The following is a 25,160-nucleotide window of genomic DNA, read 5'->3' on the forward strand; positions in this document are numbered from 1 at the left end:
CCGACGGGCGTCGCGACGCCTATTCAGTGGATCGCTGCGGTTCGGTCGCGCAGGGCGCATTCGAGCAACGTTGGGTGTCAGGTGTAGATGTGGGCTTGGCATCGTCACCAACAGGCAAGAGCGCGACCCGGTATTCATACACGGCAACCGCGAGCTTGAACCCGACCGCGACGGTAACCGTCAACACCAGAAACGACGCAATGGCCATCTGCAGCAACGAGAACAATGCCTCGTCCGGGTACGCGGCGTCGATATTGTCGAGCAAGCGCTCCAGTTCGCCATCCGCGCCGTCTTGAATCTTCGCAAGCAACGGACGCAGGCGGCCCAACATGTCGGTTACCGCAGTTCGCCGCTCGATCGTATCGGTTGCCTTCTCGACGTTTTCGATCAGCTGGCGCACCGTGGGCGGGCTCATACATATCTCCGCCGACACCCCCATGACGCACGTCTGTTCGGTCAGCTCCTGGATCCGCGTCAAGTCCGCGGTGATCTCGCGTTGAGTGGGGCGCAGGAATCGTGCATCGAACGACGTATAGGAAACCACCAACGAAAACACGGCACCCAGCACCGACATTGCCGCGAATACCTCGCCGATCATCTTGTACAGGCTGCGTTTTCTTTCGACCCGGCTCTTGAGCTGGCTCTTCTGCTCCTTCGGCGCCTTCTCCGGGAGCGCGAGGAACTCCTTCTGCACGGCCATCAGCGACCGGTGCCGCATGACACCGATCAGCAACAGATAGATCAACGCGAGAGGAAGCGGCATCCAGCGCCACGCGCTCAGCGACATGACCGTGATGTTCCTCGCTATCCATTGGCCAAGCCCCCAATGCCAGGCGAGGGTAATCGCTGCAGTCAGGACAACCGTCTCGATGACCAGATTCCAAATCGACAAATCGGCCGTCAACAGCCGCATCAACAGTGCACCGAAGCCGGCGTGTCGTTTCCCCGTGGCCACGGCAACGGCCTCGGTATTATTCTCAGTCGACATCCTCGGATTCCCTCAGGTTCGAATTATTGGTTGAGCGCTAGCTAAAGTACTGAATCAATACGCAACGAAAATCGTCACCCGCCGATTCCTCGCCCTTGAATCCGCATCATCACCCGCCACGAGCGGCTGCGTATCGGCCCGCCCGATCGCCGCCAGGCGATGCGGTGCCACACCGCGCTCGGTCAGATAGCGCACGACACTCCCCGCACGCGCCGACGAAAGCTCCCAGTTCGATTCGTATTTAGCGTTCGCGATCGGCACATTGTCCGTGTGGCCTTCGACGAGGATGTCGCCGGTCGCATGCTCGCTCAGTGCCTGTGCAATCTGGTTCAGCACCGGCGATGAATCCGGCAGCAAGCGCGCATCGCCGACATTGAACAGGATCTTCGCGTCGATGCCAATCTCGACGCCATGCGGCGCCTTCACCAGCGAAATCCGGCCGTTCGACTTCAACGAATCGAGCAGTGCAAGCCACGGCGGCGCATGGTCGGGCGTGGCGGCATCGGCAACACTCGCAGCACCACCAGCCTGCCGCGCAAGCGTCTGGTATCGCGCATCGAGCGCATTGTATTTCGCGAGCTGCAGCACATACAGCGCGAGAAACAGCACCATCAGCGTCGTGATGAGGTCCGCGTACGAAATCAGCCAGCGCCCGGACTGCGAGCCTTCGAGTTCATCATCGTCGCGATCGGCAGCGGATGCGCCGTCAGTTCGAGCTGTCATGCGGTCGAGAATCCCGGTTCGTCATATGGCGCTGGCGCCTGAACAGGCACACGCCCATCAAGCAAGCGATTCCGCTGCACGCCCGCGCACATCGCCGGTCAGCCGCGTTTCGATCGTATGCGGCGACTCCTTGCGCGAAATCGCGAGCAAGCCGTCGAGATACAGCTTGCGGAAGCGCATCTCGCTATCGATCTGCGCGCGCAGCTTGCCGTACAGCGGCAGGAACACGAGGTTCGCGAACGCGAGCCCGTACAGCGTCGCGACGAACGCGACCGCGATGCCTGGCCCGAGCTGCGCGGGTTCGAGAATATGGCTCGTCACCTGCACGAGCCCGAGCACCGAGCCGAGAATGCCGAACGTCGGCGCATAGCCACCGGCCTGCTGCCACACGCGCACGGCCGCCAGGCGGCTGCGCTCGTACGCATCGAGTTCGCGCTGCAACGCATCCTCGAGCACGGCGGTCGACACGCCGTTCGCCAGCAGTTCGAGCCCGCGGCGCGCAAACGGATGAATCCCGCTCACGTCCATCGATTCGAACGCGAGCATCCCGTCGACTTTCGCGCGATCGCCCCATTCGAGCAGGTCGGACAGGTTCTTGCGATCGACTTCGCGCGCCCGGACGAACGCGAGCCGCAACTGCTTCACCGCGTCGAAGAAACGCGCCCACGTGTTCTGGATCATCACCGCGCCGAGCGTGCCGCCGAACACGATCACGAGCGCCTCGAACTGGAACAGCATCGAGAAATGTCCGCCTTCGAGCGCGAAACCGAACACGATCGCCGCGCCGCCGAGCACCACACCGGCCAGGGTCAACAGATCCATATGGCTCTCCGTTTCACGCATCCGACGACGATGTCGACGCCACCGGTGCCACACCGGCTGCAGGCGCCTTCGCCGCGCGCACGGCATCGAGCACGCGCTGCTCGATCTCCTCGACCTCGATCGGATCAAGCTTGATCTCGCGGCGCATCACCCACGACACCTCGTTGCGCCGCGCCTCGGTCATCACGGAAAACAGCTTGTCGGCCACCGCGCGATCGTCGAGGTTCGCGATCAGCTTCGCGAGATCGTACGTATCGAACGCGCTGATCACGTCGAACAGCGTGCGCTGGTCGACCCACACGAGATCCTCCAGCGCACGCACCTCGCCGCCACGACGCGCGTTGCGTCGCGAGAAGTACGCCACGCCCTTCTGCTCGACGTAACTGAGCACCTTCGATTTGCGGAACGCGAACACTTCGTCGGCGATCTCGCCGTTCGACAGCTTGTTGAGCAGCAGCGTCTTGTCGACGCCGATCAGCGATTCGAGATCGGCCAGCTCGATGAGTTCGAGTTCACTGTTGATCGACAGGTCGAGATCGTGATCGGCCACCTGCTGCGCGCGATCGATCACGCGCGCGGCGTCGAAGGTGACGACCTGGCGCGCATCCGACGAAGCCGCGTAGTCGATTGCGCCACCAGCAGCATCGGCCTGCGCGGCTTCGATCGAGACGAGATTGAGCTTCTCCATGCGTCGCAGCATCGCGAGCACGTGCGGGCGCGAGTGGCCGGCAATCGCGCGGCATTTGCGGATCACTTCGGCGAGCGGCACCGAGGTTTCGGCCGCATGAGCCTGCATCGGCCGGCGCGCCCACGAGTCGCTCGCTTCGCGTGCATCGGCGTTCGCCATCAGCGCCAGCAGGTGCGCATAGGACAGCACGCCCGGCATGAAGTCCGCATGGGTATAGGTGGCAAGCTGGTCGTCCTTGCGCTTCACGCGGCGAATCATCGTCCGCACGATATGGCGCAGCAGCGCGGACACGCGCTCGATTTCGTCATCGAGCATGCCGGCCGGCACGACAGTGAGCTGACAGAACGACAGCGCCTTCGCGGTATGCGCACGCGGCTCGGCCGCGAGCAACGCTGATTCGCCGAAGAACTCGCCGCGGCCGAGCGTCGCGACGATGACGCGCTTGTCGTCGCATCGCGTGGACAGCTCGACCTTGCCGTCGGTAATCAGAAAGATGACGGGCTCGCCGGCGAAGCCCTCGGAATAAATGATTTCCCCGGGCGCCGCCGTACGCGTCCACGATTGCTGACGATTCAAGTCGATTCCCCTGCTGCGCTGGTTATTGCGGACTGCGCGTCGCACGTCGAAAGCGTGCGTATCGCGAGTCATCCCCGTGACTCGTTTACGTCAGCGGGCTCAACATCCTTTAGGGAATTCATCCTCGTTTCGAACCGAAATCAAGGTAAAACGTTTGCGAGTTGCGCGAGCGCATCGAACGTTCGTTTCGCCCCTTGCGCATGTAGTGAAATTGAAAGTGTGCGACGATCGCGTGCGTCAGAACTCCATGTCGAGTTCGTCGATGTCTTCATGCTCGGCCTTCGCCGCTTCGATCCACTCGGCGACGAACGGATGCGCGAGCACGCGCATACAGTATTCGGCGACGTCCGGCTCAAGCTTCACGTCGTATGTCAGGAAGCGCGTGACGACCGGCGCGTACATCGCATCGGCAATGCCGATCTCCGCACCGAACAACCAGGGCCCGCCGTAAGCGGCCAGGCACTCGCGCCAGATCGTGACGATCCGCTGGATGTCGTGCTGCGCGCGCGACCAGATCCGGAAGCCGGGGAAATGCGCGCGCAGGTTCATCGGCAGCGCGGATCGCAACGCACTGAAGCCGGAATGCATCTCGCCGCAGATCGACCGGCAATGCGCGCGCGCATGCCGGTCGTCGGGCAGCAGCCGCGCCTGGGGCCGGATCTCGTTCAGGTATTCGGCGATCGCGAGCGTGTCCCACACCGTGCTGCCGTCGTGCGTCAGGCACGGCACGAGGATCGACGGCGACAGCAGCAGCAATTCCGCGCGCGACGCCGCATCGATCGGCACGCTGACCGTCTCGAACGCGAGCCCGCTCAGCTTCGCGAGCAGCCAGCCGCGCATCGACCACGACGAGTAATTGCGGCTGCTGATGGTCAGCGTCGTCTGTCCGGTGGATTCCATGTCGCTCCCCTGCTGGTTGCCGTTCGTGCCCCTGCACCGAAAACGGACGCATCACGCCGTTATCCGCACCACGCCTGTGCGGCCCATTCGCCGAACTGGCGCAGCACCGCACCGTGGCGCGGCACGCATCACTCGCGAGACCGGCGCGGCAGCGCATCGCCTTCGCCCACCCGTCCTCACGTACCGCCTGCGCCGCCGCGTTCCCGAACCGCGTGCAACGCGCGTGCCAGCCGCACGCTGGCACACGGCTTGCCTCGTTCCCTGCAACGCGGCGCAACGAGCGACGGTCATGAACCTGCTTGCCTATCCGTTTTATCAATGGTCTGCCGAATGCCTGCGCCCGGCGCGTGCATGGGCGGCCGCCACGCGCGCGACGATGTCGCTGTGGCCACCCGCGACGTCGACGCCGACCGGCCGCATGCTCGACGCGCTGTGCGAGCTGCTCGAATGCTGCGCGTTCTCGCATCGGCGCCCGCCATTCGGGATCGAATCGATCGTGGTCGACGGCGAATCGGTGCCGATCGTCGAGGAAGCGGCGGCCGTCACGCCGTTCGCGACGCTGCTGCATTTCCGCAAGGCGCGGCCGGTCGCGCGCCAGCCGCGCGTGCTGATCGTCGCGCCGATGTCCGGGCACTTCGCGACGCTGCTGCGCGGCACGGTGCACACGATGCTGGCCGATCACGACGTGTACATCACCGACTGGCACAACCCGCGCGACATCCCGCTGACGGCCGGGCGCTTCGGCTTCGACGAATACGTTGCGCACGTGATCGACTTCATCCGCCAGATCGGCCCGGACGCGCACGTGCTCGCAATCTGCCAGCCGACCGTCGCCGCGCTCGCGGCCGTCGCGCTGATGGCGGCCGGCGGCGATCCGGCGCAGCCCGCGAGCCTGACGCTGATGGCGGGCCCGATCGATTGTCGCGTGAATCCGACGAAGGTCAACGCGCTCGCGACGAGCCAGCCGATCGAATGGTTCGCACGCAACCTGATCAGCGTCGTGCCGGCCGGCTTCGTCGGCGCGCAGCGGTGCGTGTATCCGGGCTTCGTGCAGGTCGGCGCGTTCATGTCGATGAACCCGGACCGGCATGCGGCGTCGTTCGCCGATCTGTATTACGAGCGCGCGAAAGGCGACCCCGCGAAAGCGGACACGCTACGGCACTTCTACGACGAATATTTCGCGACGGCCGACCTCACCGCGGAGTTCTACCTGGAAACGGTCGAGAAGGTGTTCCAGCAATACGCGCTCGCGCGCGGCGAGCTGACGGTCGGCGACAGGCTCGTCGAACCGGCGGCGATTCATCGCACCGCGCTGTTGACGATCGAAGGCGAAAAAGACGATATCTGCGCGGTGGGCCAGACGGTGGCCGCGCAGGAACTGTGTTCGGGGTTACCGCCGTATCTGAAGACGCACCATGTACAGACGGGTGCGGGGCACTACGGCGTATTCAACGGCAGCCGGTGGGAAACGCAGATCTACCCGATCGTGCGGGCGACGATCCATGACAACGAGCCGTACGATCGCACCGCAGCTGCGGAAGGCGATACGAACGGCACCCACTACGTCACACTGCGTGCCCTGCTCGATGCGCGCACAACCGGGAGCGATGCGACGACAGAGACACGATCAAATCACGCGCACTGAACGCGGGTGACGACACAAATGAATCGCCCCGCCGGACAGGCGGGGCGATTCAGGTATTGCAGCATTCGGACGACGCGCGAGCGCATGCACGCGCGCGCCGGCCTTGCGCGTTACGAGCAGGCCTTGCCGTGCGACGCGTGGTAGCCCTTCGCCTTCGCGTCGGCTTCCGACATGTAGCTGCCGTGCTTCGTCTTGCCGTAGTACTTGTCGGTCGAGCAGTGATAGACCTTCGTGCTGTCGTTCGCCCACACCTTGCCTGCACCGCCGCCCGGCGCGGCTGCCGTCGTCGCGGCGGCGCTCTTCGCGGGAGCGGCGCCCGATGCCGGCGCAGCGGAAGCCGCCATGGCCGGTGCCGCGGCCGGTGCGCTCGCCGCAGCGGCGGCCGATGCGCCGTACCACGTCTTCACGCCCTTGTGGCCTGCACATGCGCCCTTCTTCGACGCGCCCGAGTAGAACGAGCCATCCTTGCACAGACCGGTCGTGCCGGCCGGCGCGCTGGCCGGAACCTGCGCGAATGCACCGATCGACACACCCATGCCGGCGACCAGCGCGGCGATCAACATCGTCTTTTTCATAGTCCTCTCCTGATTTGCCTGAATGATGAAAGCGTCCGGGGCGTCCCCGGGAAAACCCACGGTTACCGCACCCAGCGGCACACGCGATGGTGGTGATGATCGAAATGGCACACGCGGTGCGAATGCGCTTCGGCCAGTGCCGGCGCGAGCACGGCGCAAGCCAGTGCAGTTGCCGTCAGGATCTTCGCGATGCGGTTCATGGTGGAACTCTCCCGGATAGGTCAGCCGGTGATCCGGCTGGTACCTCCTTAACGCCGGTCGTCGACAGACCGTGCACCGTGCATGCGTGCAATTGACGATCTTTGACATCGCATCGCCAATCGGCGGTCGAAGCTGACGAATGTCTTTCTTTTCTTTCCGGATCTTCAGCTTCCCGATCCTTCGGCATTCGAAGGAACACGTTGAAGCGAAGGAAGCAGGTCGCGGGTGTCGGTGGATCAACAAAAAAACCGCCCGAAGGCGGTCTATCGACAGCGTGCGCGGGCGCGCGTGAAGGCTACGCGCCCGCCTCGCCCCATGGCGTCGGCGGCGGCACCGCGCACGGCCCGTCGACGTCGATCGACTTGAAATCGGCGGGCCCGACGATCTCCAGGTACTCCATGTCCGGCGAGTAGTCGAACAGGTAGTGGACGATTCCCGGCGCCTGATGCACGCAGTCGCCTGCGGCCACCAGCGTCTCCTGTTCGCCGTACATGAAGCGCGCCCAGCCCTTCAGCATGATCACGATATGGAACTCGGCCTCGTGACGGTGCCAGCCGGTGCCCGCCACCGGTGCATGATTTGCCCTGACGAGTTGCGCGACGACCTTGCCGTTCGTCGCGGCCGCGATGCCGAGATCGCGATACAGGAAGAAGTCGCGCAGGCCCTCGCCGCGATACGCGGTGTCCTGCGGCCGGACGTGGGAAAAGGCGGTGGTGGTCGGTGTGCTCATTGTCGTGCTCCTTCATCGAAAGGATCACGCGTGACAAGCATTTAGCGTTCCACCTTGCACCACCACCCGCGTGCTTACTTCAACCGCCCCGACAGGAACTGCCCGAGCCGTTCGCTCTTCGGATTCACGAGAATCTCCTGCGGATTCCCTTCCTCCTCGATCTTCCCCTGATGCAGGAAGATCACGTGATTCGACACGTTGCGCGCGAAGCCCATCTCGTGCGTGACGACGACCATCGTGCGGCCTTCCTCGGCGAGCTTCTGCATCACCTTCAGCACTTCGCCCACCAGTTCCGGATCGAGCGCCGACGTCGGCTCGTCGAACAGCATCACTTCCGGCTCCATCGCAAGCGCACGAGCAATCGCCACACGCTGCTGCTGGCCGCCCGACAGGTGCGCCGGATACATGCCTTCGACGCGCGACGCGAGGCCGACCTTCTCCAGATACTTGCGCGCCCGTGCGATCGCTTCATCCTTGCCGATCCCGAGCACGGCCATCGGCGCCTCGATCACGTTCTCGAGCACCGTCATGTGCGCCCACAGGTTGAAGTGCTGGAACACCATCGACAGCTTCGTGCGCATCCGCTGCAGCTGCTTCTGGTCGGCCACGCGCAGCGAGCCGTTGCGGTCGCGCGTGGTCTGGATCGGCTCGCTGCCGATCGTGATCTGCCCCGAGCACGGCTGCTCGAGGAAGTTGATGCAGCGCAGGAACGTGCTCTTGCCGGAGCCGCTCGAGCCGATGATGCTGATCACGTCGCCGGCCTTCGCCTTCATCGACACGCCCTTCAACACCTCGTTGTCGCCGAATTTCTTGTGCAGGTTGTCAACGGTAAGCTTGTACATGCTGGGTCCTTCCTTGCGAATCTTGCGAATGCGTTAATGGCCGCGCGGCGAGAGGTACGCGAGCCAGCGCGTCTCGAGCTTGCGGAACGCCCAGATGAGCGTGAACACGACGACGGCGTACAGCACGGCGGCAATGCCGTAGGCCTGGAACGACATGTACGTCGCCGAATTGACGTCGCGCGTGACCTTCAGGATGTCGGGCACGGTCGCGGTGAACGCGAGCGTCGTCGCGTGCAGCATCAGGATCACTTCGTTGCTGTAGCTCGGCAGCGAACGGCGCAGCGCGGAAGGCAGGATGATGCGCGTATAGAGCTTGTAGCGCGACATCCCGTAGGCCATGCCGGCCTCGATCTCGCCGGCCGACGTCGCCTTGATCGCACCGGCGAAGATTTCCGTCGCATACGCGCATTCGTTCAGCACGAACGCGAGCAGCGTGCAGTTCATCGCGTTGCGGAAGAACGTGTCGAGCAACACGTGGTTGTGCACGACCTGCAGGCTGTAGATGCCCGTGTAGCACATCAGCAGCTGCACGTAGAGCGGCGTGCCGCGGAACACGTACGTATAGAGCCACACCGGGCCCGAGATCCAGCGGTTCGACGACGCACGCGCGATCGCGAGCGGCACGGCGAGCGCGAAACCGAGCGCGATCGACACGACCAGCAGCCACAGCGTGATCGCGAGGCCGCTGAAGCGGTAGCCGTCGGTATAGAGATAGCTTTGCCAGTACTGGCTGACGAGTTCGATCACAGTGCGAGCCTCCGGACACCGACGGAATAACGCTTCTCGAGGTGATGCAGCACGAGGTTGGATACCGTCGTGATCGCGAGGTAGATCGCGCCTGCAGCCAGCGTGAAGAAGAAGAAATCGAGCGTGCTCTTGCCGGCGTCCTGCGACGCCTTGACGACGTCGGCCAGGCCGATGATCGACACCAGCGCAGTCGCCTTGACGAGCACCTGCCAGTTGTTGCCGATGCCCGGCAGCGCGAAGCGCATCATCTGCGGGAACAGGATGCGGCGGAACACGCGCCAGCCGCTCATCCCGTACGCGAAGCCCGCTTCGAGCTGGCCGCGCGGCACCGAGAGGAACGCGCCGCGGAACGTCTCGGTGAAGTACGCGCCGTAGATGAAGCCGAGCGTGATGACGCCGGCCACGAACGGGTCGATGTCGATCTGGTCCCAGCCGAGCATGTCGGTGACGTTGTTCAGCAGGATCTGGATCCCGTAGAACAGCAGCAGCATCAGCACGAGATCCGGCACCGCGCGGATCAGTGTCGTGTAGAAGGTGCCGATCGACTTGAGCACGCGGTTCGTCGACAGCTTCGCGCTCGCACCGACGAGGCCCAGAATGAGCGACGCGGCGAGCGACAGCACCGCGAGCTTCACGGTCTCGACCGTGCCGGCCCACAGCAGCGGGCCAAATCCTTGGAAGATCATATGAGGGATCCAGAACGAGGTGGCTGGATTGTCAATAGCCATTAGCCGCGCATCAAACGATATCTGCGCACTACCTGATGCAGGCTGCTCATCAAGTCGGACGCATCACGCGAAGCGGGTTGCACCCACGACAGACGCGGCGCGCCCCAGCCGGTGCGCGCCGCATGGAGGGTCAGCCGCCGTAGACGTCGAACGCGAAGTACTTCTTCTCGAGCTTCTTGTACGTGCCGTCCTTGATGATGTCGGCGATCGCGTGATCGATCTTCGCCTTCAGGTCGCCATCGTCCTTGCGCAGGCCGATGCCCGCGCCGTTGCCGAGCGTCTTCGGATCGTCGATGTCCTTGCCGGCGAATTCGAAGTTCGCGCCGCGCGGCGTCTTCAGGAAGCCGATATCGGCCTGCACCGCGTCTTGCAGCGCCGCGTCGAGGCGGCCGGACATCAGGTCCTGGTACACGCCGTCCTGATTCTGGTAAGGCACGACCTGCACGCCCTTCGGCGCCCAGTAGGCCTTCGCGTAGGTTTCCTGGATGGTGCCCTGCTCGACGCCCACCGACTTGCCCTTCAGCGATTCGGCCGTCGGCTGCAGGTTCGCGCCCTTCTTCGCGACGAGGCGCGTCGGCGTGTTGAACAGCTTGTCGGAGAACGCGATCTGCTCGGCGCGCGCCGGCGTCATCGACATCGACGACAGCACGCCGTCGAACTTCTTCGCCTTCAGCGCCGGGATCATCCCGTCGAAGTCGTTCTCGATCCACACGCATTTCGCCTTCAGGCGGGCGCAGATCTCGTTGCCGAGATCGACGTCGAAGCCGACGACCTTGCCGCTTGCGTCCTTCGATTCGAACGGCGGGTAGCTGGCGTCGACGCCGAACCGGATCGTCGACCAATCCTTGGCGTGGGCACCGACCGCGATGCAGGCAAGGGCAATACTGAGCGCGAGTTTCTTCATGGCGTTCCTGTCAGAGGCGAACTGGGCCGGGTTCCGGTCGGACTGCCCGCCGTGAACCCTTCCAACCCGGGAATCGCCTCTCCCGGCGACGCTCCAAGTTGTACATACAACTTTGCCTTTCAGGGATGGGGCCAGCAATCCGTGTTTATCTCTAATTGTCGGCGGATTCTTGCCGTGGGCTACGATTTTCCTTAAATTTCAATTAATTATCGATTACATGATGCTGAATTCCGGCTTTCTCGCGGCGTAAGGCGGCAGCCGGGCTGGGTGTGACGCCTGTCTATACTTCCCGCGGCAAGCCGACCGTTTCCAGACCGACCAGCCGGTAGCCGAACTGCAACTCCGTCAGCAGGTGCCGCGGCCGCGCGGGCACCGGTTCGAGCTTCTGCCGCAGGTTCGTCATGTACACGCGTACGTAGTGCGCGCGATCGGCGTCATGGATGCCCCACACCTCGGCCAGCAACTGCCGCGCGGCGACCACGCCGCCGCGCGCGCGGATCAGCGCGGCGAGCAGCCGGAATTCGAGGCGCGTCAGATGGACGGGCTCCCCGCCACGGGCGACTTCGTGCCGGCCGAGATCGACGGTCACGTCGCCGAACCGCACGACCGACGACGATTGCCCGTCGGCCGTCACGAACGCCGCGCGCCGCAACTGCGCCCGCGCCCGCGCGAGCAGTTCGGGCACGCCGAACGGCTTGGGCAGGTAATCGTCGGCGCCCGCATCGAGCGCCGCGACCTTCTCCACCTCCTGCTGCCGCGCGGACAGCACGATCACCGGCACCGTCGACCACTCGCGCAACTCGCGGATGAAGGTCTTGCCGTCGTCGTCGGGCAGCCCGAGATCGACGATCACGAGATCGGGCTTGCTGCTCGACGCATACATCCGCGCCTCGCGGGCCGTCGACGCCTCGTAGGTGTCGAGCCCCTCCTGTTCCAGCGCCATCCGCACGAAGCGGCGGATATCCGCTTCGTCCTCGACGATGAGTACGCGCGATCTGATCATGTCCGGCTCTCGTGTTCGATGTCGGGCGGCGCGCCCAGTGGCAGGCGAATCTCGAACCGCGCGCCGTGCGGATCGAGCGGCACCGCGCGGATCGAGCCGCCGTGCGCGTTGACGATGCTGCGACACAGCGCGAGCCCGAGCCCGACGCCGCTGATCGACGATTCCTTGCGTTCGCGCTCGAACGGCTCGAACAGCGGCTCGGTGTTGCGCGCGATGAAACCGGGCCCGTCGTCCTCGACGAACACGTACAGCGTTTCGCCGAACACGCGCGCGCGCACCGACACGGCCGCCTCCGCGCCCGCGTATTTCGCGGCGTTGTCGAGCAGGTTCATCAGCACGCGCTCGATCAGCAGCGCGTCCACGTCGATCAGCGGCAGGTCGGCCGGCAGGTCGGCGCTCACGTCGCGGCCGGCCAGCACGCCGGCCGAATGCGCGAGCGCGCTGCCGACGATCTCGTCGAGCATGTGCCATTCGCGGTTGAGCCGTACGCCTTCGCTCTGCATCCGTGCGAGGTCGAGCAAGTTCACGACGAGCCCGTGCAGCGCCTCGGCCTGGTTGCGGATGCCATGCGCGAGCGCGGCCGGCTGGCCGCTCGCGAGCCGCTCGGGCCGCTCCAGCGTCTCGGCAAGCCCGCGGATCGCGGTGAGCGGCGTCTTCAGGTCGTGCGACACGGCGGCCAGCAGTGCATTGCGCAACCGCTCGCCTTCGATCCGGACCAGCGTGTGCTGCGCGACGCCGACGTAGTGCACGCGTTCGAGCGCCATCGCAATCGATGAACACAGCGCATCGATCAGGCGGCGATCGTCGGGATCGGTCGGCACCGGCTGCGCATCGCCGAACAGCACAAGCACGCCACGCACGCGCATCGGCGCCTTCAGCGGCAGGTACTGCGCGGCCGCACGCTCGAACGGCGGCATCCCGCAACCGGCCGCGCGGGCATGCTCGTAGACCCAGCGTGCAGTCGGCACGTCGACGAATCGTGCGTGCCGCGCCGGCATCAGGTGATCGTCTGCATCGGGCAGCACGAGCGCGACGCGCACGCCGAGCAGCGGCGCGATCGTGCCGGTGCAGATCGATGCGATCTGGTCGGTCTCGATCGCGGCCGACAGATCGTGCGCGACGCGCGCGAGTGCGGCCGAGCGTTTCTCATTCGCCCGCGCGGCGCGTGCCTCCGCGCGCAGGCGTGCCGCGAGCTGGCCGATCGCGAGCGCGACGGCGAGCATCAGCGCGAACGTAAACACGTACTGCGTATCGGACACTGCGAACGACAGCCTCGGCTCGACGAAGAAGAAGTCGAAGCAGCCGACGCAGACGAACGCGGCCCACGCGCCGGCCAGCCGGCCGAGCCGCAGCGCGATCAGCACGACGGTCATCAGGAACAGCATCACGACGTTCGACAGGTCGAATACGCGCAGCAGCGCGCTCGCCGCGAGCGTCGCCAGCGCGCAGACGAGCGTGGCCAGCAGCAGCGGCACCGCGTACCGCGACACCCACACATGCGTGCGCGGGCGCGCTTCGCTCACGGCCAGCGCGGGCCGCGTATCGGGCCCGGCGCCCGCGATGCGGTCGGCCATCGCCGCACAGGCTCGCAGCATGCCGCGCCAGCGGTCGCCGCCCGTGGCGGGTTCCGGCGGCATCCTCGTCCGCCGATTCGCATCGTTCACGTTCACATCCATGATCGCTTCCGGCAATTGAAACGCCGAACGGCCCCGCACACGCCGCGAAGGCGTGAACGGGGCCGCGACGGCGCGTTCGGTCAGATAAACGGCGTCAACAGCATGTCGATCAGCTTGATGCCGATGAACGGCGCGACGATCCCGCCCACTCCGTAGATCAGCAGGTTGCGCCCCAGCAGCTTCTCGGCCGGCTCCGCGCGATACTTCACGCCCTTCAGCGCGAGCGGAATCAGCGCGACGATGATCAGCGCGTTGAAGATCACCGCCGACAGGATCGCCGACGTCGGGCTGTGCAGCCCCATCACGTTCAGCGCGCCGAGCGCCGGATACGTCGCGACGAACGCGGCCGGGATGATCGCGAAATACTTCGCGAGATCGTTCGCGACGCTGAAGGTGGTCAGCGCGCCGCGCGTCATGATCATCTGCTTGCCGACCTCGACCACCTGCATCAGCTTCGTCGGGTTGCTGTCGAGGTCGACCATGTTGGCCGCCTCCTTCGCCGCCTGCGTGCCGCTGTGCATCGCGACGGCCACGTCGGCCTGCGCGAGCGCCGGCGCGTCGTTGGTGCCGTCGCCCGTCATCGCGACGAGATGGCCCTTCGCCTGGTGCTCGCGGATCAGCCGCAGCTTGTCTTCGGGCGTCGCTTCGGCGAGGTAGTCGTCGACACCGGCTTCCGCCGCGATCGCGGCCGCGGTGAGCCGGTTGTCGCCGGTGATCATCACGGTCTTCACGCCAACCTTGCGCAACTCGGCGAAGCGCGCGGCGATCCCGTGCTTGACGATGTCCTTCAGCTCGATCGCGCCGAGCACCGTCGAACCATCGGCGACGACGAGCGGCGTACCGCCGCGCCGCGCGATGTCGTTGACGGCAGTTTCGACCGCTTGAGGAAACACGCCGCCGAGCGCATCGACATGCGCGCGGATCGCGGACGCCGCGCCCTTGCGCACCTGGCGCTCGCCGATGTCGAGGCCGCTCATCCGCGTGCGTGCGCTGAACGGCACCGTGATGCTGCCGTCGGCCGCCGCCACGTCCAGCGAGAAACGCTGTTTCGCGAGCGCGACGATCGAGCGCCCTTCTGGCGTTTCGTCGGCGCGCGACGACAGTTGCGCGGCCTCGGCCAGCGCGCGCTCGTCCACGCCGGGCGCCGGCCGGAACTGCACGGCCTCGCGGTTGCCGAGCGTGATCGTGCCGGTCTTGTCGAGCAGCAGCACGTCGACGTCGCCGGCCGCCTCGATCGCGCGGCCCGACGTCGCGAGCACGTTCGCGCGCATCATGCGGCTCATCCCCGCGATGCCGATCGCCGACAGCAGCGCGCCGATCGTCGTCGGGATCAGGCACACGAGCAGCGCGATCAGCACGGTCAGGCTCACGGCCGAGCCCGACGCGTTCAGCAGCACGCTGAACTGCGAGAACGGCAGCAGCGTCACGCAGACGAGCAGGAAAATGATCGTCAGCGCGACGAGCAGGATCGTCAGCGCCACTTCGTTCGGCGTCTTGCCGCGCTTCGCGCCTTCGACCATCGCGATCATCCGGTCGAGGAACGCTTCGCCCGGTTGCGCGGTGATCTTCACGATGATCCAGTCGGACAGCACGCGCGTGCCGCCCGTCACCGACGAGAAATCGCCGCCCGACTCGCGGATCACCGGTGCGGATTCGCCGGTGATTGCCGACTCGTCGACCGACGCGACGCCGTCGATCACTTCGCCGTCGGCCGGAATCGTGTCGCCGGCCTCGACGAGCACGATGCTGCCGGCCGCGAGTTCGTCGCTCGGCACGCGATGGCTGGTGCTGCCGGCTTGCTTCGGTTCGTCGAGCACCTTCGCGTACACGCGCTTGCGCGCCGCCCGCAACGCGTCGGCCTGCGCCTTGCCGCGCCCTTCGGCCAGCGCTTCGGCCGCGTTCGCGAACAGCACGGTGAACCACAGCCAGCACGCGACCGCGAAGATGAAGCCGACCGGCGCGTCGGCGGTGCCGGTCAGCGCTTGCAGCCACAGCACGGTCGTGACGATGCTGCCGAGATAGACGACGAACATCACCGGGTTCTTCAACTGCACCCGCGGCGCGAGCTTGCGGAACGCCTCGCGCAGCACGGCCGTCCAGCGCATCGGCGGCACGGCGCCGACCGGTATCGCCGCCGGATTGATCGGGGTTTCGATATGGGACATGAGTGACTCCGTGGTTCCTGCCATTACTTCACGCTGGCCGCTTGGCCGAACGTGCGGTCGAGCGCGAGGTTCAGGTCGAGCACGCGCACGCGCGGCTCGCCGAGCACACCGAGTTGGCGCGGCGAGGCAATGCGATCGACGAGCGTTGCCACCTGCGCGGCATCGACGCCGCGTGCGTGAGCGACGCGTGCCGCCTGCAACCGCGCGTTCGCGACCGAGATCTCGGGATCGAGCCCCGACGCCGATGCGGTGACGGCGTCCACCGGCACCGGCGTGCCGTCGGCGAGCGCGTTGTCCTGCCGGTACGCGCGCACCCGCTGCGCGATGTCGGCGAGCAGCTTCTTGCTGGTCGCACCCTGGTTGCTGGCGCCGCTGCCGGCCGCGTTGTAAGGCTGGTCGACCGTCTTCGACGGATCGGCCGGATCGGTGCCCGTCGTCGCGCTCGGGCGCCCGTGGAAATAGCCGGCGCGCGTAAAGTTCTGCCCGATCACCGCCGAGCCGATCGTCGTGCCGTTGCGCCCCACGAGACTGCCGCGCGCCTGCGCCGGGAACAGCACGTTCGCGACGCCCGTGGTGAGCAGCGGATACACGAGGCCGGTGACGAGCATGAACAGCACCGACGATGCGATCACGGGCCGCACGAGGCCGCGCGTCGCCGCGCCGAACGAAGAACCGGGTGCCGGCGCGGCGGCGGCCGCTGCCTGGCGATTGCCTTGCATCATGATGTTTCCCTCAGAACAGTTGGCCGCCCGACATCAGCAGGTGCTCGACGACCGGGCCGAGCGCGAGCGCCGGCAGGAACGTGAGACCGCCGACCACCAGGATCACGAAAACCAGCAGGCCGGCGAACAGGCCCGTCGACGTCGACAGCGTGCCCGCGCTTTCCGGCACGCCCTTCTTCGCGGCAAGGCTGCCCGCGACCGCGAGCATCGGCAGCAGCGTCAGGTAGCGGCCGATCAGCATCGCGAAGCCGATCGTCGTGTTGAAGAACGGCGTGTTCGCGCTCAGGCCCGCGAACGCGGAGCCGTTGTTGGCCGTGCCCGACGTGTACGCATACAGCACTTCGCTGAAGCCGTGCGGGCCGAGGTTCGCAAGGCTGTCCATCGTCGAATGCAGCATCGCGGCCAGCGCGGTGAAGCCGAGGATGCTGAACGGATGCGCGAGCACCGCGAGCATGACGAGCTTCATCTCGCGCGCCTCGATCTTCTTGCCGAGGAATTCCGGCGTGCGGCCGATCATCATCCCGACGAGGAACACCGTGAGGATCGCGAACGTGAACAGGTTGATCAGCCCGACGCCGTCGCCGCCGAACACGTTGTTCAGCATCATCTGCGCGATCGGCACGAGCCCGCCGAGCGGCGTCAGCGAGTCATGCATCGCATCGACCGAACCGGTGGTCGCAGCCGTCGTGACGGTGGCGAACAGGCTCGTCTGCGCGATGCCGAAGCGCATTTCCTTGCCTTCCATGTTGCCGCCCGGCTGCGCGGCGCTCATCTGCTGGTCGACGCCGAGCCCGGTCAACAGCGGATTGCCGTGCTGCTCGGCTGAATAGATCACGGCGAGGAAACCCACGAACATCACGACGAACGCGCCGAGGAGCACCCAGCCCTGGCGGCGCCGGCCGATCATCGTGCCGAGCGCATAGGTCAGCGCGGACGGGATCAGCAGCATCGACAGCATGTGCAGCGTGTTGGTGAGCGGCGTCGGGTTCTCGAACGGATGCGCGGCGTTCATGCTGAAGAAGCCGCCACCGTTCGTGCCGATGTGCTTGATCGATTCGAGGCTGGCAACCGGCCCCATCACGATCTGCTGGCGTGCGCCCTCGAGCGTGGTCGCCCACGCGTCGGCGGCGAGCGTCTGCGGCATGCCCTGCCATACGTATACGAGCGCCATCACGAAGCTGAGCGGCAGCAGCACGCGATAGGTCACGCGCGTGAAGTCGACCCAGTAGTTGCCGATATCGGCCGCGCTCTTGCGGCTCAGCCCGCGGATGAAGCCGCCCGCGGCCGCGACGCCGGTCGCGGCGCTGACGACCATCAGGAACGTGATGACGGCCATCTGCGAGAAGTTCGACAGGCTGCTTTCGCCCGCATACGCCTGCCAGTTCGTGTTCGTGATGAACGACGCGGCCGTGTTGAACGCGAGGTCGGGGCTTTGCGACACGCGCTGCAGCGCATCGAACGGCAGCGCGTCCTGGATACGCAGCAGCAGGTAGCCGAGCAGCATCATCCCGGCGTTACTGAGCAGCAGCACCATGCCGTAGCGCTGCCACGACATCGCTTCGTCGGGGTTCACGCCGAGCAGCGCATAGGTCCGGCGTTCGACCCACGCATGGCGCGGGCTCGTGAAGGCGTGCGCAAGCCATTTCCCGACGACGGGCACCAGCGCCAGCATGATCGCGAGAACGATCGCGAATTGAATGAGATTGTTGAACATGTCGACGCTCGCTCAGATCCGGTCGATGCCGGTGATGAAACCGGCCGTCAAGGCAAAGAAAGCGAGCGTGAAAAAAATGAAAAGCAGATCGCTCATGACATTCACCGATATTTTCGAATTCCTGTTGAATCGCGCCGATCAATACCGCTCGGGTTTGATCAACGCATGAAACAGATAGATAAAGAGCGCGAGCGATAGCGCGCCGGTGATCCACAACATGGCTTTCCCCTTTTGTTCGTATGCGCGGCAACGCCGCGCGACCGTCGGCGTAGCGGGCCGTGCCGTGTCGGCACAAACCCCGGTGACGCCCCCATGCTCATCTGGCGAATGGGATGCGACAGTGTAGAAATCCGCGTATCAAAGCGGTGTTCAATTTCCTTGCAGGGAATAAAAAAGCTGTAAAGACGAAAACCGGTGCGCACTGCATTTTTATGCGTTCTTTTCAGGGCCGGGTCGAGTCTATACACCGTATCGCGACCGCGATTCTTAAAATGGGCGCCATGTCCAGAACGCGCTTTTCGCGGTGCGAAGCACGATGCGACCAGGGGAAGAAAGCATGAAACCGACCAGAACCGAATCCGCTGCTTCACACGATCTGCCGCGCGTGCGTTCGAGGCGTCGCTCCCCCGCGGACGACCTCGTGCTGCTGTCGATCCGTGTCGAATCGGACAACCTCGCGGCCGTGCGACGCCGGCTGCATCAGGCCGTCGGCGCCGCGCTGAATTTCTACACGGCCGCGATCGACAGGCGCACCGGGCGCGCATGCATCGAACTCGAAGTCGCACGGTCGCAGGCATCGCCCGCGATCCTGTCGATCCTCCGCCTGCTGCCGGCCGCCGAGTTCGGCACGATCCGCCTGTTGCAGCACTAGCCGGCATTCGCCGCCGCCGTGCGTGACCCGCGTCACGCGCGCCTCCCTTTTCATCGATTCGAACGCGCGTGTCCGCACGGATACGCGCGACGAATCGTCGTTCCCGTCGCAACGGGCCTTTCCAGGAAGCACACGCAATGAAAAAAGCAGTCGTCGGTACCCTCTCCCTCGCCTTCTTCGGCGCCGCGGCGCATGCGCAAAGCAGCGTCACGCTTTACGGGATGCTGGATGCCGGTATCGCCTATACGAACAACCAGTCAGGCAAAAGCACATGGCAGCAAGGCAGCGGCCTGCTGTCGAATACCGTCTTCGGCCTGAGCGGCAACGAGGATCTCGGCGGCGGCCTGCACGCGCTGTTCCGCCTCGAGAACGGCTTCAACCTGAACAACGGCACGCAGTCCTACAAGAACACGATATTCGGCCGCCGCGCGTACGTCGGCCTGCAGAGCGACCGGTACGGCGCGCTGACACTCGGCCGCCAGTACGATGCCGTGGTCGACTACCTCGGCCCGCTCGCGATGGCGAACAACGGCGACGGCAACAACCTCGCGTCGCATCCGTTCGACAACGACAACATCGACGATTCGTTCTACATCGACAACGCGGTGAAATACACGAGCCCGACGCTCGCCGGCTGGCAGTTCGGCGGCCTGTACGGGTTCAGCAACGCGGCGGGCGGCTTCGCGAACAACCGCGCGTACAGCGCGGGCGTGTCGTACGCGAACGGGCCGGTCAGCCTCGGCGCCGCGTACCTGCAGCTCAATCGCGGCGGGCTGACGGCCGGCGGTGCGCTGTCGCCGAACGACGGCGCGAACTTCCCGGCGGTGCGCCAGCGTGTCATGGGCGCCGGCGGCAGCTACGCGTTCGACCGGCTGACGGTCGGCGCGCTGTGGACGCATTCGATGTTCGACGAAACGGCTGCGTCGTCGCTGCCCGGCGCGCTGAATGCGCTGCGCTTCGACAACTACGAGGTCAACGCGCGCTATGCGCTGACGCCGGCCGTCTCGCTCGCGGGCGCCTATACGTTCACCGACGGCCGCTACGACGACGCAACCGGCAGCCACCGGCCGAAATGGCACCAGGTGACGCTGATGGCCGATTACGCGCTGAGCAAGCGCACCGACGTGTATGCGGAAACCGTGTACCAGCACCAGTTCGGCGTGCCGTCCGGCGCGACGCTCGGGTTCGCGAACGTGACGGGGCTCGCGGCTTCGTCGACGAATACGCAGGTCGTCGCGACGGTCGGCATCCGGCATCGGTTCTGACCGCGCGCCGGCGGTCGTTGGCCGGCCGCTCTGTGCAATCCCGCATGGACGCGCGCCGGCCGAACAGGGATCATTCGGGGAATCCGGGCCCGCTCGCCCGCGAAACCGGTACACTCGGCGCCGGGCGCGCGCCGGATCGGCATTCGGCAGCGGGCGCCGCCGACTCTGGAATCGCGATCCCATGACCACACCGATCTATCAGGAAATCAAGGACTTCATCCTCGCACGCATTCATGCCGGCGAGTGGGCGGAAGGCGACCAGGTGCCCTCGGAAAACGAACTCGCGCGCGAATTCAACGTCGCACGGATGACCGTAAACCGCGCGCTGCGCGAACTGACGGCCGAACAGGTGCTCACGCGCACGCGCGGTTCGGGCACGTATGTCGCCTCGCCGAAGTACGAATCGACACTCGTCGCGATCCGCAGCATCTCGGACGAAGTCGCCGCGCGCGGCCACGGATATCGCGCGCAGGTGCTGCAGGTCGGCGCGGCCGTCGCCGATGCGAAGCTCGCCGACGAACTGCAGCTCGATACGGGCAGCCCGATCTTCCATTCGCGCGTGCTGCATTTCGAGAACGACACGCCCGTGCAGCTCGAGGAGCGCTGGGTCAATCCGGCGTGCGCGCCGGAATATGCGTTGCAGGACTTCACGACGACCACGCCGAACCTGTACCTGACGCGCGTCGCGCCGCTACAGCGCGTCGAATACCGGATCGAGGCCGCCATGCCCGACGCCGAAACGCGCCGCCACCTGACGATGGACGACCGCGAGCCGTGCCTGTTGCTGCATCGGCGCACGTGGTCGCAGGGGATGGTCGCGTCGGTCGCCAATCTGTGGCACCCGGGCAGCCGTTACCGGTTCACCGGGCATTTCTGATCCCGCGGCGCGGGTTCACCGCGCTGCGGCGCGCCCCTATCGCTCGATCGCAGTGACGGCGAGCGTCAAACCGTCCTCTTGCGCGATGCGCGTACCGAGTTCCGTGGCACGCGCCTTCGTTTCGCCGCGATCGGCGAACGCGATGGCCCGCGCCAGCGCCGCCGCATCCACGCGCCGCCCCGCCACTGGCGCATCGGCCACACCGAGTCGCTGCAACCGGTTCGCCCAGAAAAACTGATCGCCCGCGAACGGCACGACGACCGACGGAATCCCGGCCCGCGCAGCCGAATGCGTGGTGCCCGACCCGCCGTGATGAATCGCCATCGATACACGCGGGAACAGCCAGTCGTGCGGCGTGTCGCCGATCACGCGGACGTGAGCCGGCAGCATCGACGCGTCGATACCGCTCCAGCCCGGATAGAACAATGCGCGCCGGCCGGCAAGCGCATGGGTCAGCGCGTCGACCAAGGCAGCCCGGTCGAAGCCGGCCATGCTGCCGAATCCGATGTACACGGGCCGATCGCCCGATTCGAGAAACGCCGCAAGATCCGGGGGCGGCGCCCATCCACGCGCATCGATCCGCCATTGGCCGCATGCCTGCACATTCGATGGCCAGTCGGTCGGGCCGGACAGCAGCGCCGGCGACACTCCGTACAGCATCGGATGATCGCTCCACACGTGCTTGCGCGGCGGCAACCCGCACACATCGGCCCGCGCCGCGTTCGTCGACTTCCTGAACGCCTGCCACAACAGCGCATTCACGAACCGATGGCTTGCGCGATTCAGCCAGCGCGGCAACTTCCCCGGCGGCAGGAACGGCGACGCGAATTCGGCAGTCGGCGTGATCGGGATCATGCCGGCGCCGATCGCCGGCACACCGCGATACTCGGCGACCGACAGCCCGACGAACGACGCAAGCCCCGACACGAGGATCGCGTCGCAACCGTCCGACGCGTCCGCGACTTCGCGCATCCACGCGGCCGTGTTCGCATTCGCGATTGCCGCGAGCGCCTTCGACGTGTCGTTGAAACCGCCGCGCCCGCGCACCGCATCGGCCAGCGCACCATCCGGCGCGATCGCGCGGCTGATATCGCCGGACAACGGCGCCGACGGCACGCCGAGCATGGCGGCCGACCCGAGCGTCGCCGCGTCGGCCAGCAGCCGGACGTCATGGCCAGCATCGATCAGCGCACGGCCGAGCGCCGCGAGCGGGCGCGTGTCGCCTTCGGTGCCGTAGGTGGCGATGACGAGCTTCATGCGTAACTCCTCTTGCCCGATGGAAACGGGTGGATTCATAAAAATGCACGTCGTATACTAATGCAACTTGTGCACTTTCAGTCAATCCCCCGCCATGCCGATTCCGACCGACGATCCGGGCCGCCGCGCACGCAAGCGCATCCAGATGCTCACGCATCTCGCCACTACCGGCGCGCGCCTGTTCGATGCGCACGGCTACGATGCCGTCACGATGGAGCAGATTGCGGCCGAGGCCGACGTCGCGAAACGCACGCTGTACAACCACTTTCCGACGAAGGAAGCCGTGCTCGCGCACTGGCTCGAAGGTGAACTCGCGCGCGATCTCGCGCATCTGCAGCGCGACGTCGCACGGCGCAAGACCTTCGCATCGCGCATCGGCTGCGTGCTCGACGCGTCGGCCGCGTGGTGCGAAGCGCATCCCGCATACCTGCTCGCGTACCTGCGGCACCGACTCCTGAGCATCGGCGCGGTCGAACCGGATATTGGGGGAGAGAACGGCAGCGATATCGCGCTGGTGTGGCGGCAACTGATCGTCGCCGGGCAGCAGGCCGGCGAACTGAACGGCACGTTGCAGGCCGATCAGCTCGCCACCTGGTTCCACCACCTGTATCTGGCGGCGATGCTGCGCTGGCTGACCGTGCCGGGGTTGTCGCTGAAACGGGAGTTTCAGTCGATTGCGAAGCTGTTTATCGAAGGCGCGGAAGCGAAAAACTGAGCAACGCCCGCCTTCGCATCGCGCATTCACACGCGCTTGCGCTTACAAGCGCCCAAGTACGACCGCGAGCAACGAGCGCCCGAAACGGGCGACCGCTGCACCGCATGCGACCCATGCGCGCCTCATTTTTTCCGCGACGCGTTCGCCGCCGGCGCACCGCGTTGCGCGACGGCGTCACCGCCCGATGGCCATTGCGTCTCGTCGAGCAGCCGGTCGAACAGCCTGGCGCGCTCATCGGCCGACAGCGGGCACAGCCCGAACATCGCCGATAGCGCGAGCCCCCACGCGGCCTTCCATCGCAGCAGCGCGAGATCGGGATCGCCGGATTCGGCCGCCATGCGCTTCACGTTCGCGGCATCGGTCTCGCGCACCGTCTGCAGCGGCGCGGGATCCTCGACGAGCGCCGCCATGATCGCGAGCGCCGCCGACGGCTGCTGGTTGATCACTTCGCGCATCGTCGCGATCTGCGCGGACAGTGTCGGCTGCGCTTCGCGCGGATCGCGCGCGGCCAGATAGTCGCGCTGGAAGCGTTGGTAGGTGTCCTGCTGATGTTCCATCAGCGCGTTCAGCACATCGCCTTTCGTGCGGAACTGATGCATCAGCCCGCCCTTGCTGATCCCGCTTTCGCGCGAAATCGCATCGAACGTGAGCTTGCCCGGACCGTCGCGCTCGAGGATCGCGAGCGCCGCCTGGATCGCGGCAGTGCGCGTTCGCTCGGAACGCGTCGGGTTATCCATGTACTGTCCCCGGAATGGAGTGATGCCATGCGACCGCGCCGGACCGATGCGATCGTATGAAGGAAGTGCGCGGAGTCTATCACAAACAAACCGCCTGGTCGGTTTACATCCGGAAACGGCGGTGCTACGATCGGCTCCCGCATCGGCCCCGGCCGGATGACGGGCACGTCGCGCAACGCATGGTGCGACGCAAGGACCGCCTGTGGCCTGGCTTTCCGGCCGATAACCGCTGCAGGATGGCCCATCCGTCACCGATCGTCATGCGGCTATTGCGCCTTAAAAACAAACCGTCTGGTTGGTTTTTTTACGAACCCAAGCGGCGGTGCCGCTTTGTTGCCCCACCCTTCGCACCGGCTCCACCGGCGCGAATCCCGACCCGGAGCGTCAGATGAACCGAACGATCAAGCCCAGCCACCTGCTCAACGCCGCGCTTTGCGCCGCACTTACCGCACTTACCGCGCTTGCCGCACTCGCCGGATGCGCTGGCGTCCAGCCCGCCCGCTACAGCAGCATCGAATCGTCGCCATATCTGCGCAGCGATCCGCAAGACAAGTCGGGCCGCGTGCCCTACCGCTACGCGCTACCGGCGGACTGGCACGCGTACCGGAAGCTGATCCTCGACCCGATCGCCGTCTATCGCGGCACCGATCATCAGTTCGGCGACCTGACCGACCAGGACAAGTCGACGCTCGCCGCGTACATGGGCGACACGTTCGCGAAGAAGCTCGGCAAGCGTTTCGAGCTGACGAGCACGCCGGGCCCCGACACGCTGCGCGTGAAGCTGACGCTGACGGGCGCCGTCACGACGACGACGTTTGCCGGCGCATTCGCGCATTTCGATCTCGCGGGCAACGTCTACAACGGCGTGCAGGCTATCCGCGGTCGCGAAGGTGCGTTCACGGGTTCGGTCATCTACGCGGTGGAGATCCGCGACGCCTCGACGAACCGGCTGATCAACGCCTACGTGACGAAGCAGTATCCGAACGCGATGAACATCGGCGCGAGTTTCGGCGCGCTCAGTGCGGCGAAGACCGGCATCGACAAGGGTGCCGATGCGCTCGTCGCACAATTCGACTGAAGCCTGCCGGC

27 protein-coding genes are annotated in these 25,160 nt (G+C 65.8%); 7 read left to right on the forward strand and 20 right to left on the reverse strand.

What is annotated here, in order from left to right; all coding sequences use genetic code 11:
• Positions 1-19: 19 nt before the first annotated feature.
• The 5 genes from KEC55_RS23400 to KEC55_RS23420 all read right to left on the reverse strand — a co-directional run bounded on the left by KEC55_RS23400 (position 20) and on the right by KEC55_RS23420 (position 4,697).
• The gene (locus KEC55_RS23400; RefSeq protein ID WP_282511290.1) at positions 20-988 is read right to left on the reverse strand and encodes a hypothetical protein; all 969 of its coding nucleotides are present in this window, start codon (positions 986-988) and stop codon (positions 20-22) included.
• A gap of 54 nt (positions 989-1,042) precedes the next feature.
• Entirely contained in the window at positions 1,043-1,711 is a 669-nt protein-coding gene (locus KEC55_RS23405; protein ID WP_282511292.1) for an OmpA/MotB family protein, read from the reverse strand.
• 57 nt (positions 1,712-1,768) lie between these two features.
• Positions 1,769-2,533 (reverse strand): flagellar motor protein, encoded by a 765-nt coding sequence (locus tag KEC55_RS23410; protein ID WP_282511293.1) that lies wholly within the window; start codon positions 2,531-2,533, stop codon positions 1,769-1,771.
• 13 nt (positions 2,534-2,546) lie between these two features.
• Positions 2,547-3,797, reverse strand: coding sequence for a Crp/Fnr family transcriptional regulator (locus KEC55_RS23415; protein ID WP_282511294.1), 1,251 nt, complete (start codon positions 3,795-3,797; stop codon positions 2,547-2,549).
• Positions 3,798-4,034: 237 nt separating this feature from the next.
• Entirely contained in the window at positions 4,035-4,697 is a 663-nt protein-coding gene (locus tag KEC55_RS23420; RefSeq protein ID WP_059237427.1) for a glutathione S-transferase family protein, read from the reverse strand.
• 289 nt (positions 4,698-4,986) lie between these two features.
• Between KEC55_RS23420 and KEC55_RS23425 the strand changes: the two genes are divergently transcribed.
• Positions 4,987-6,342 carry a polyhydroxyalkanoate depolymerase gene (locus KEC55_RS23425; RefSeq protein WP_282511295.1) on the forward strand — a complete coding sequence of 452 codons (1,356 nt, stop codon included), beginning with the start codon at positions 4,987-4,989 and terminating at the stop codon, positions 6,340-6,342.
• A gap of 110 nt (positions 6,343-6,452) precedes the next feature.
• Here the strand turns inward: KEC55_RS23425 and KEC55_RS23430 are convergent, their stop codons facing one another.
• The 12 genes from KEC55_RS23430 to kdpA form a co-directional block, all read right to left on the reverse strand.
• Positions 6,453-6,917 (reverse strand): hypothetical protein, encoded by a 465-nt coding sequence (locus KEC55_RS23430; RefSeq protein ID WP_282511296.1) that lies wholly within the window; start codon positions 6,915-6,917, stop codon positions 6,453-6,455.
• Between the two features lie 62 nt (positions 6,918-6,979).
• Positions 6,980-7,117 carry an HHHH-motif protein gene (locus KEC55_RS23435; RefSeq protein ID WP_175883728.1) on the reverse strand — a complete coding sequence of 46 codons (138 nt, stop codon included), beginning with the start codon at positions 7,115-7,117 and terminating at the stop codon, positions 6,980-6,982.
• Between the two features lie 296 nt (positions 7,118-7,413).
• Positions 7,414-7,848 (reverse strand): cupin domain-containing protein, encoded by a 435-nt coding sequence (locus KEC55_RS23440; protein WP_282511299.1) that lies wholly within the window; start codon positions 7,846-7,848, stop codon positions 7,414-7,416.
• 74 nt (positions 7,849-7,922) lie between these two features.
• A complete protein-coding gene (locus tag KEC55_RS23445; protein WP_282511301.1) occupies positions 7,923-8,690 on the reverse strand; it encodes an ABC transporter ATP-binding protein in 768 nt (255 codons plus the stop codon).
• A gap of 33 nt (positions 8,691-8,723) precedes the next feature.
• Complete coding sequence (locus KEC55_RS23450; RefSeq protein WP_282511303.1) at positions 8,724-9,437, reverse strand: ABC transporter permease; 714 nt, start codon at positions 9,435-9,437, stop codon at positions 8,724-8,726.
• Positions 9,434-10,123 carry an ABC transporter permease gene (locus tag KEC55_RS23455; RefSeq protein ID WP_282511305.1) on the reverse strand — a complete coding sequence of 230 codons (690 nt, stop codon included), beginning with the start codon at positions 10,121-10,123 and terminating at the stop codon, positions 9,434-9,436. Before KEC55_RS23455 ends, KEC55_RS23450 begins: the two co-directional genes overlap by 4 nt.
• Positions 10,124-10,295: 172 nt before the next feature.
• Positions 10,296-11,069 (reverse strand): ABC transporter substrate-binding protein, encoded by a 774-nt coding sequence (locus KEC55_RS23460; RefSeq protein ID WP_176046121.1) that lies wholly within the window; start codon positions 11,067-11,069, stop codon positions 10,296-10,298.
• 280 nt (positions 11,070-11,349) lie between these two features.
• On the reverse strand, positions 11,350-12,072 hold the full coding sequence (locus KEC55_RS23465) for a response regulator (RefSeq protein ID WP_282511307.1): 723 nt from the start codon (positions 12,070-12,072) through the stop codon (positions 11,350-11,352).
• A complete protein-coding gene (locus tag KEC55_RS23470; protein ID WP_282511309.1) occupies positions 12,069-13,709 on the reverse strand; it encodes a DUF4118 domain-containing protein in 1,641 nt (546 codons plus the stop codon). The genes KEC55_RS23465 and KEC55_RS23470 overlap by 4 nt, the downstream gene beginning before the upstream one ends.
• A gap of 119 nt (positions 13,710-13,828) precedes the next feature.
• Positions 13,829-15,853, reverse strand: a complete 2,025-nt coding sequence (gene kdpB, locus KEC55_RS23475; RefSeq protein WP_282511408.1) for a potassium-transporting ATPase subunit KdpB — start codon at positions 15,851-15,853, stop codon at positions 13,829-13,831.
• 83 nt (positions 15,854-15,936) lie between these two features.
• Positions 15,937-16,635 (reverse strand): potassium-transporting ATPase subunit KdpC, encoded by a 699-nt coding sequence (kdpC, locus tag KEC55_RS23480; RefSeq protein ID WP_282511311.1) that lies wholly within the window; start codon positions 16,633-16,635, stop codon positions 15,937-15,939.
• Between the two features lie 10 nt (positions 16,636-16,645).
• Positions 16,646-18,349 carry a potassium-transporting ATPase subunit KdpA gene (gene kdpA, locus KEC55_RS23485; protein ID WP_282511313.1) on the reverse strand — a complete coding sequence of 568 codons (1,704 nt, stop codon included), beginning with the start codon at positions 18,347-18,349 and terminating at the stop codon, positions 16,646-16,648.
• Here kdpA and KEC55_RS23490 point away from each other — a divergent pair.
• Entirely contained in the window at positions 18,348-18,518 is a 171-nt protein-coding gene (locus tag KEC55_RS23490; RefSeq protein WP_282511314.1) for a hypothetical protein, read from the forward strand. The two genes, kdpA and KEC55_RS23490, sit on opposite strands and share 2 nt — an antisense overlap.
• Here KEC55_RS23490 and kdpF read toward each other — a convergent pair.
• A complete protein-coding gene (gene kdpF, locus KEC55_RS35140) occupies positions 18,488-18,568 on the reverse strand; it encodes a K(+)-transporting ATPase subunit F (RefSeq protein ID WP_063623159.1) in 81 nt (26 codons plus the stop codon). The genes KEC55_RS23490 and kdpF overlap by 31 nt on opposite strands.
• Positions 18,569-18,905: 337 nt before the next feature.
• Here kdpF and KEC55_RS23495 point away from each other — a divergent pair, with 337 nt between their 5' ends.
• From KEC55_RS23495 to hutC, 3 genes are all read left to right on the forward strand, one after another.
• Complete coding sequence (locus KEC55_RS23495; protein WP_282511315.1) at positions 18,906-19,220, forward strand: hypothetical protein; 315 nt, start codon at positions 18,906-18,908, stop codon at positions 19,218-19,220.
• A gap of 137 nt (positions 19,221-19,357) precedes the next feature.
• Entirely contained in the window at positions 19,358-20,485 is a 1,128-nt protein-coding gene (locus KEC55_RS23500; protein WP_282511316.1) for a porin, read from the forward strand.
• 181 nt (positions 20,486-20,666) lie between these two features.
• On the forward strand, positions 20,667-21,362 hold the full coding sequence (gene hutC, locus KEC55_RS23505; RefSeq protein ID WP_282511317.1) for a histidine utilization repressor: 696 nt from the start codon (positions 20,667-20,669) through the stop codon (positions 21,360-21,362).
• Positions 21,363-21,398: 36 nt separating this feature from the next.
• Here the strand turns inward: hutC and KEC55_RS23510 are convergent, their stop codons facing one another.
• Complete coding sequence (locus KEC55_RS23510; protein WP_282511318.1) at positions 21,399-22,619, reverse strand: glycosyltransferase; 1,221 nt, start codon at positions 22,617-22,619, stop codon at positions 21,399-21,401.
• Positions 22,620-22,713: 94 nt separating this feature from the next.
• On the opposite strand from KEC55_RS23510, the gene KEC55_RS23515 reads away from it, so the two are divergent.
• Positions 22,714-23,334, forward strand: a complete 621-nt coding sequence (locus tag KEC55_RS23515) for a TetR/AcrR family transcriptional regulator (protein WP_282511319.1) — start codon at positions 22,714-22,716, stop codon at positions 23,332-23,334.
• Positions 23,335-23,456: 122 nt separating this feature from the next.
• Here KEC55_RS23515 and KEC55_RS23520 read toward each other — a convergent pair whose 3' ends face one another.
• Positions 23,457-24,071 carry a TetR family transcriptional regulator gene (locus tag KEC55_RS23520; RefSeq protein ID WP_282511320.1) on the reverse strand — a complete coding sequence of 205 codons (615 nt, stop codon included), beginning with the start codon at positions 24,069-24,071 and terminating at the stop codon, positions 23,457-23,459.
• 388 nt (positions 24,072-24,459) lie between these two features.
• On the opposite strand from KEC55_RS23520, the gene KEC55_RS23525 reads away from it, so the two are divergent.
• Entirely contained in the window at positions 24,460-25,149 is a 690-nt protein-coding gene (locus KEC55_RS23525) for a DUF3313 domain-containing protein (RefSeq protein WP_282511321.1), read from the forward strand.
• The last annotated feature ends 11 nt before the right edge of the window (positions 25,150-25,160 follow it).

Source organism: Burkholderia cepacia, assembly GCF_029962485.1.
GTDB lineage: Bacteria > Pseudomonadota > Gammaproteobacteria > Burkholderiales > Burkholderiaceae > Burkholderia.

What these genes read in the sequence shown, in the direction of transcription:
- KEC55_RS23410 (WP_282511293.1), bottom strand. Translation starts at nt 2,533, where the DNA reads ATGGATCTGTTGACCCTGGCCGGTGTGGTGCTCGGCGGCGCGGCGATC.
- KEC55_RS23510 (WP_282511318.1), bottom strand. Translation starts at nt 22,619, where the DNA reads ATGAAGCTCGTCATCGCCACCTACGGCACCGAAGGCGACACGCGCCCG.
- KEC55_RS23460 (WP_176046121.1), bottom strand. Translation starts at nt 11,069, where the DNA reads ATGAAGAAACTCGCGCTCAGTATTGCCCTTGCCTGCATCGCGGTCGGT.
- KEC55_RS23465 (WP_282511307.1), bottom strand. Translation starts at nt 12,072, where the DNA reads ATGATCAGATCGCGCGTACTCATCGTCGAGGACGAAGCGGATATCCGC.
- KEC55_RS23400 (WP_282511290.1), bottom strand. Translation starts at nt 988, where the DNA reads ATGTCGACTGAGAATAATACCGAGGCCGTTGCCGTGGCCACGGGGAAA.
- KEC55_RS23430 (WP_282511296.1), bottom strand. Translation starts at nt 6,917, where the DNA reads ATGAAAAAGACGATGTTGATCGCCGCGCTGGTCGCCGGCATGGGTGTG.
- KEC55_RS23445 (WP_282511301.1), bottom strand. Translation starts at nt 8,690, where the DNA reads ATGTACAAGCTTACCGTTGACAACCTGCACAAGAAATTCGGCGACAAC.
- KEC55_RS23435 (WP_175883728.1), bottom strand. Translation starts at nt 7,117, where the DNA reads ATGAACCGCATCGCGAAGATCCTGACGGCAACTGCACTGGCTTGCGCC.
- KEC55_RS23525 (WP_282511321.1), top strand. Translation starts at nt 24,460, where the DNA reads ATGAACCGAACGATCAAGCCCAGCCACCTGCTCAACGCCGCGCTTTGC.
- KEC55_RS23455 (WP_282511305.1), bottom strand. Translation starts at nt 10,123, where the DNA reads ATGATCTTCCAAGGATTTGGCCCGCTGCTGTGGGCCGGCACGGTCGAG.
- hutC (WP_282511317.1), top strand. Translation starts at nt 20,667, where the DNA reads ATGACCACACCGATCTATCAGGAAATCAAGGACTTCATCCTCGCACGC.
- kdpB (WP_282511408.1), bottom strand. Translation starts at nt 15,853, where the DNA reads ATGCGCTGGACGGCCGTGCTGCGCGAGGCGTTCCGCAAGCTCGCGCCG.
- KEC55_RS23500 (WP_282511316.1), top strand. Translation starts at nt 19,358, where the DNA reads ATGAAAAAAGCAGTCGTCGGTACCCTCTCCCTCGCCTTCTTCGGCGCC.
- KEC55_RS23515 (WP_282511319.1), top strand. Translation starts at nt 22,714, where the DNA reads ATGCCGATTCCGACCGACGATCCGGGCCGCCGCGCACGCAAGCGCATC.
- KEC55_RS23470 (WP_282511309.1), bottom strand. Translation starts at nt 13,709, where the DNA reads ATGCCGCCGGAACCCGCCACGGGCGGCGACCGCTGGCGCGGCATGCTG.
- KEC55_RS23425 (WP_282511295.1), top strand. Translation starts at nt 4,987, where the DNA reads ATGAACCTGCTTGCCTATCCGTTTTATCAATGGTCTGCCGAATGCCTG.
- KEC55_RS23495 (WP_282511315.1), top strand. Translation starts at nt 18,906, where the DNA reads ATGAAACCGACCAGAACCGAATCCGCTGCTTCACACGATCTGCCGCGC.
- KEC55_RS23420 (WP_059237427.1), bottom strand. Translation starts at nt 4,697, where the DNA reads ATGGAATCCACCGGACAGACGACGCTGACCATCAGCAGCCGCAATTAC.
- KEC55_RS23490 (WP_282511314.1), top strand. Translation starts at nt 18,348, where the DNA reads ATGTCGACGCTCGCTCAGATCCGGTCGATGCCGGTGATGAAACCGGCC.
- KEC55_RS23440 (WP_282511299.1), bottom strand. Translation starts at nt 7,848, where the DNA reads ATGAGCACACCGACCACCACCGCCTTTTCCCACGTCCGGCCGCAGGAC.
- kdpF (WP_063623159.1), bottom strand. Translation starts at nt 18,568, where the DNA reads ATGTTGTGGATCACCGGCGCGCTATCGCTCGCGCTCTTTATCTATCTG.
- kdpC (WP_282511311.1), bottom strand. Translation starts at nt 16,635, where the DNA reads ATGATGCAAGGCAATCGCCAGGCAGCGGCCGCCGCCGCGCCGGCACCC.
- kdpA (WP_282511313.1), bottom strand. Translation starts at nt 18,349, where the DNA reads ATGTTCAACAATCTCATTCAATTCGCGATCGTTCTCGCGATCATGCTG.
- KEC55_RS23520 (WP_282511320.1), bottom strand. Translation starts at nt 24,071, where the DNA reads ATGGATAACCCGACGCGTTCCGAGCGAACGCGCACTGCCGCGATCCAG.
- KEC55_RS23405 (WP_282511292.1), bottom strand. Translation starts at nt 1,711, where the DNA reads ATGACAGCTCGAACTGACGGCGCATCCGCTGCCGATCGCGACGATGAT.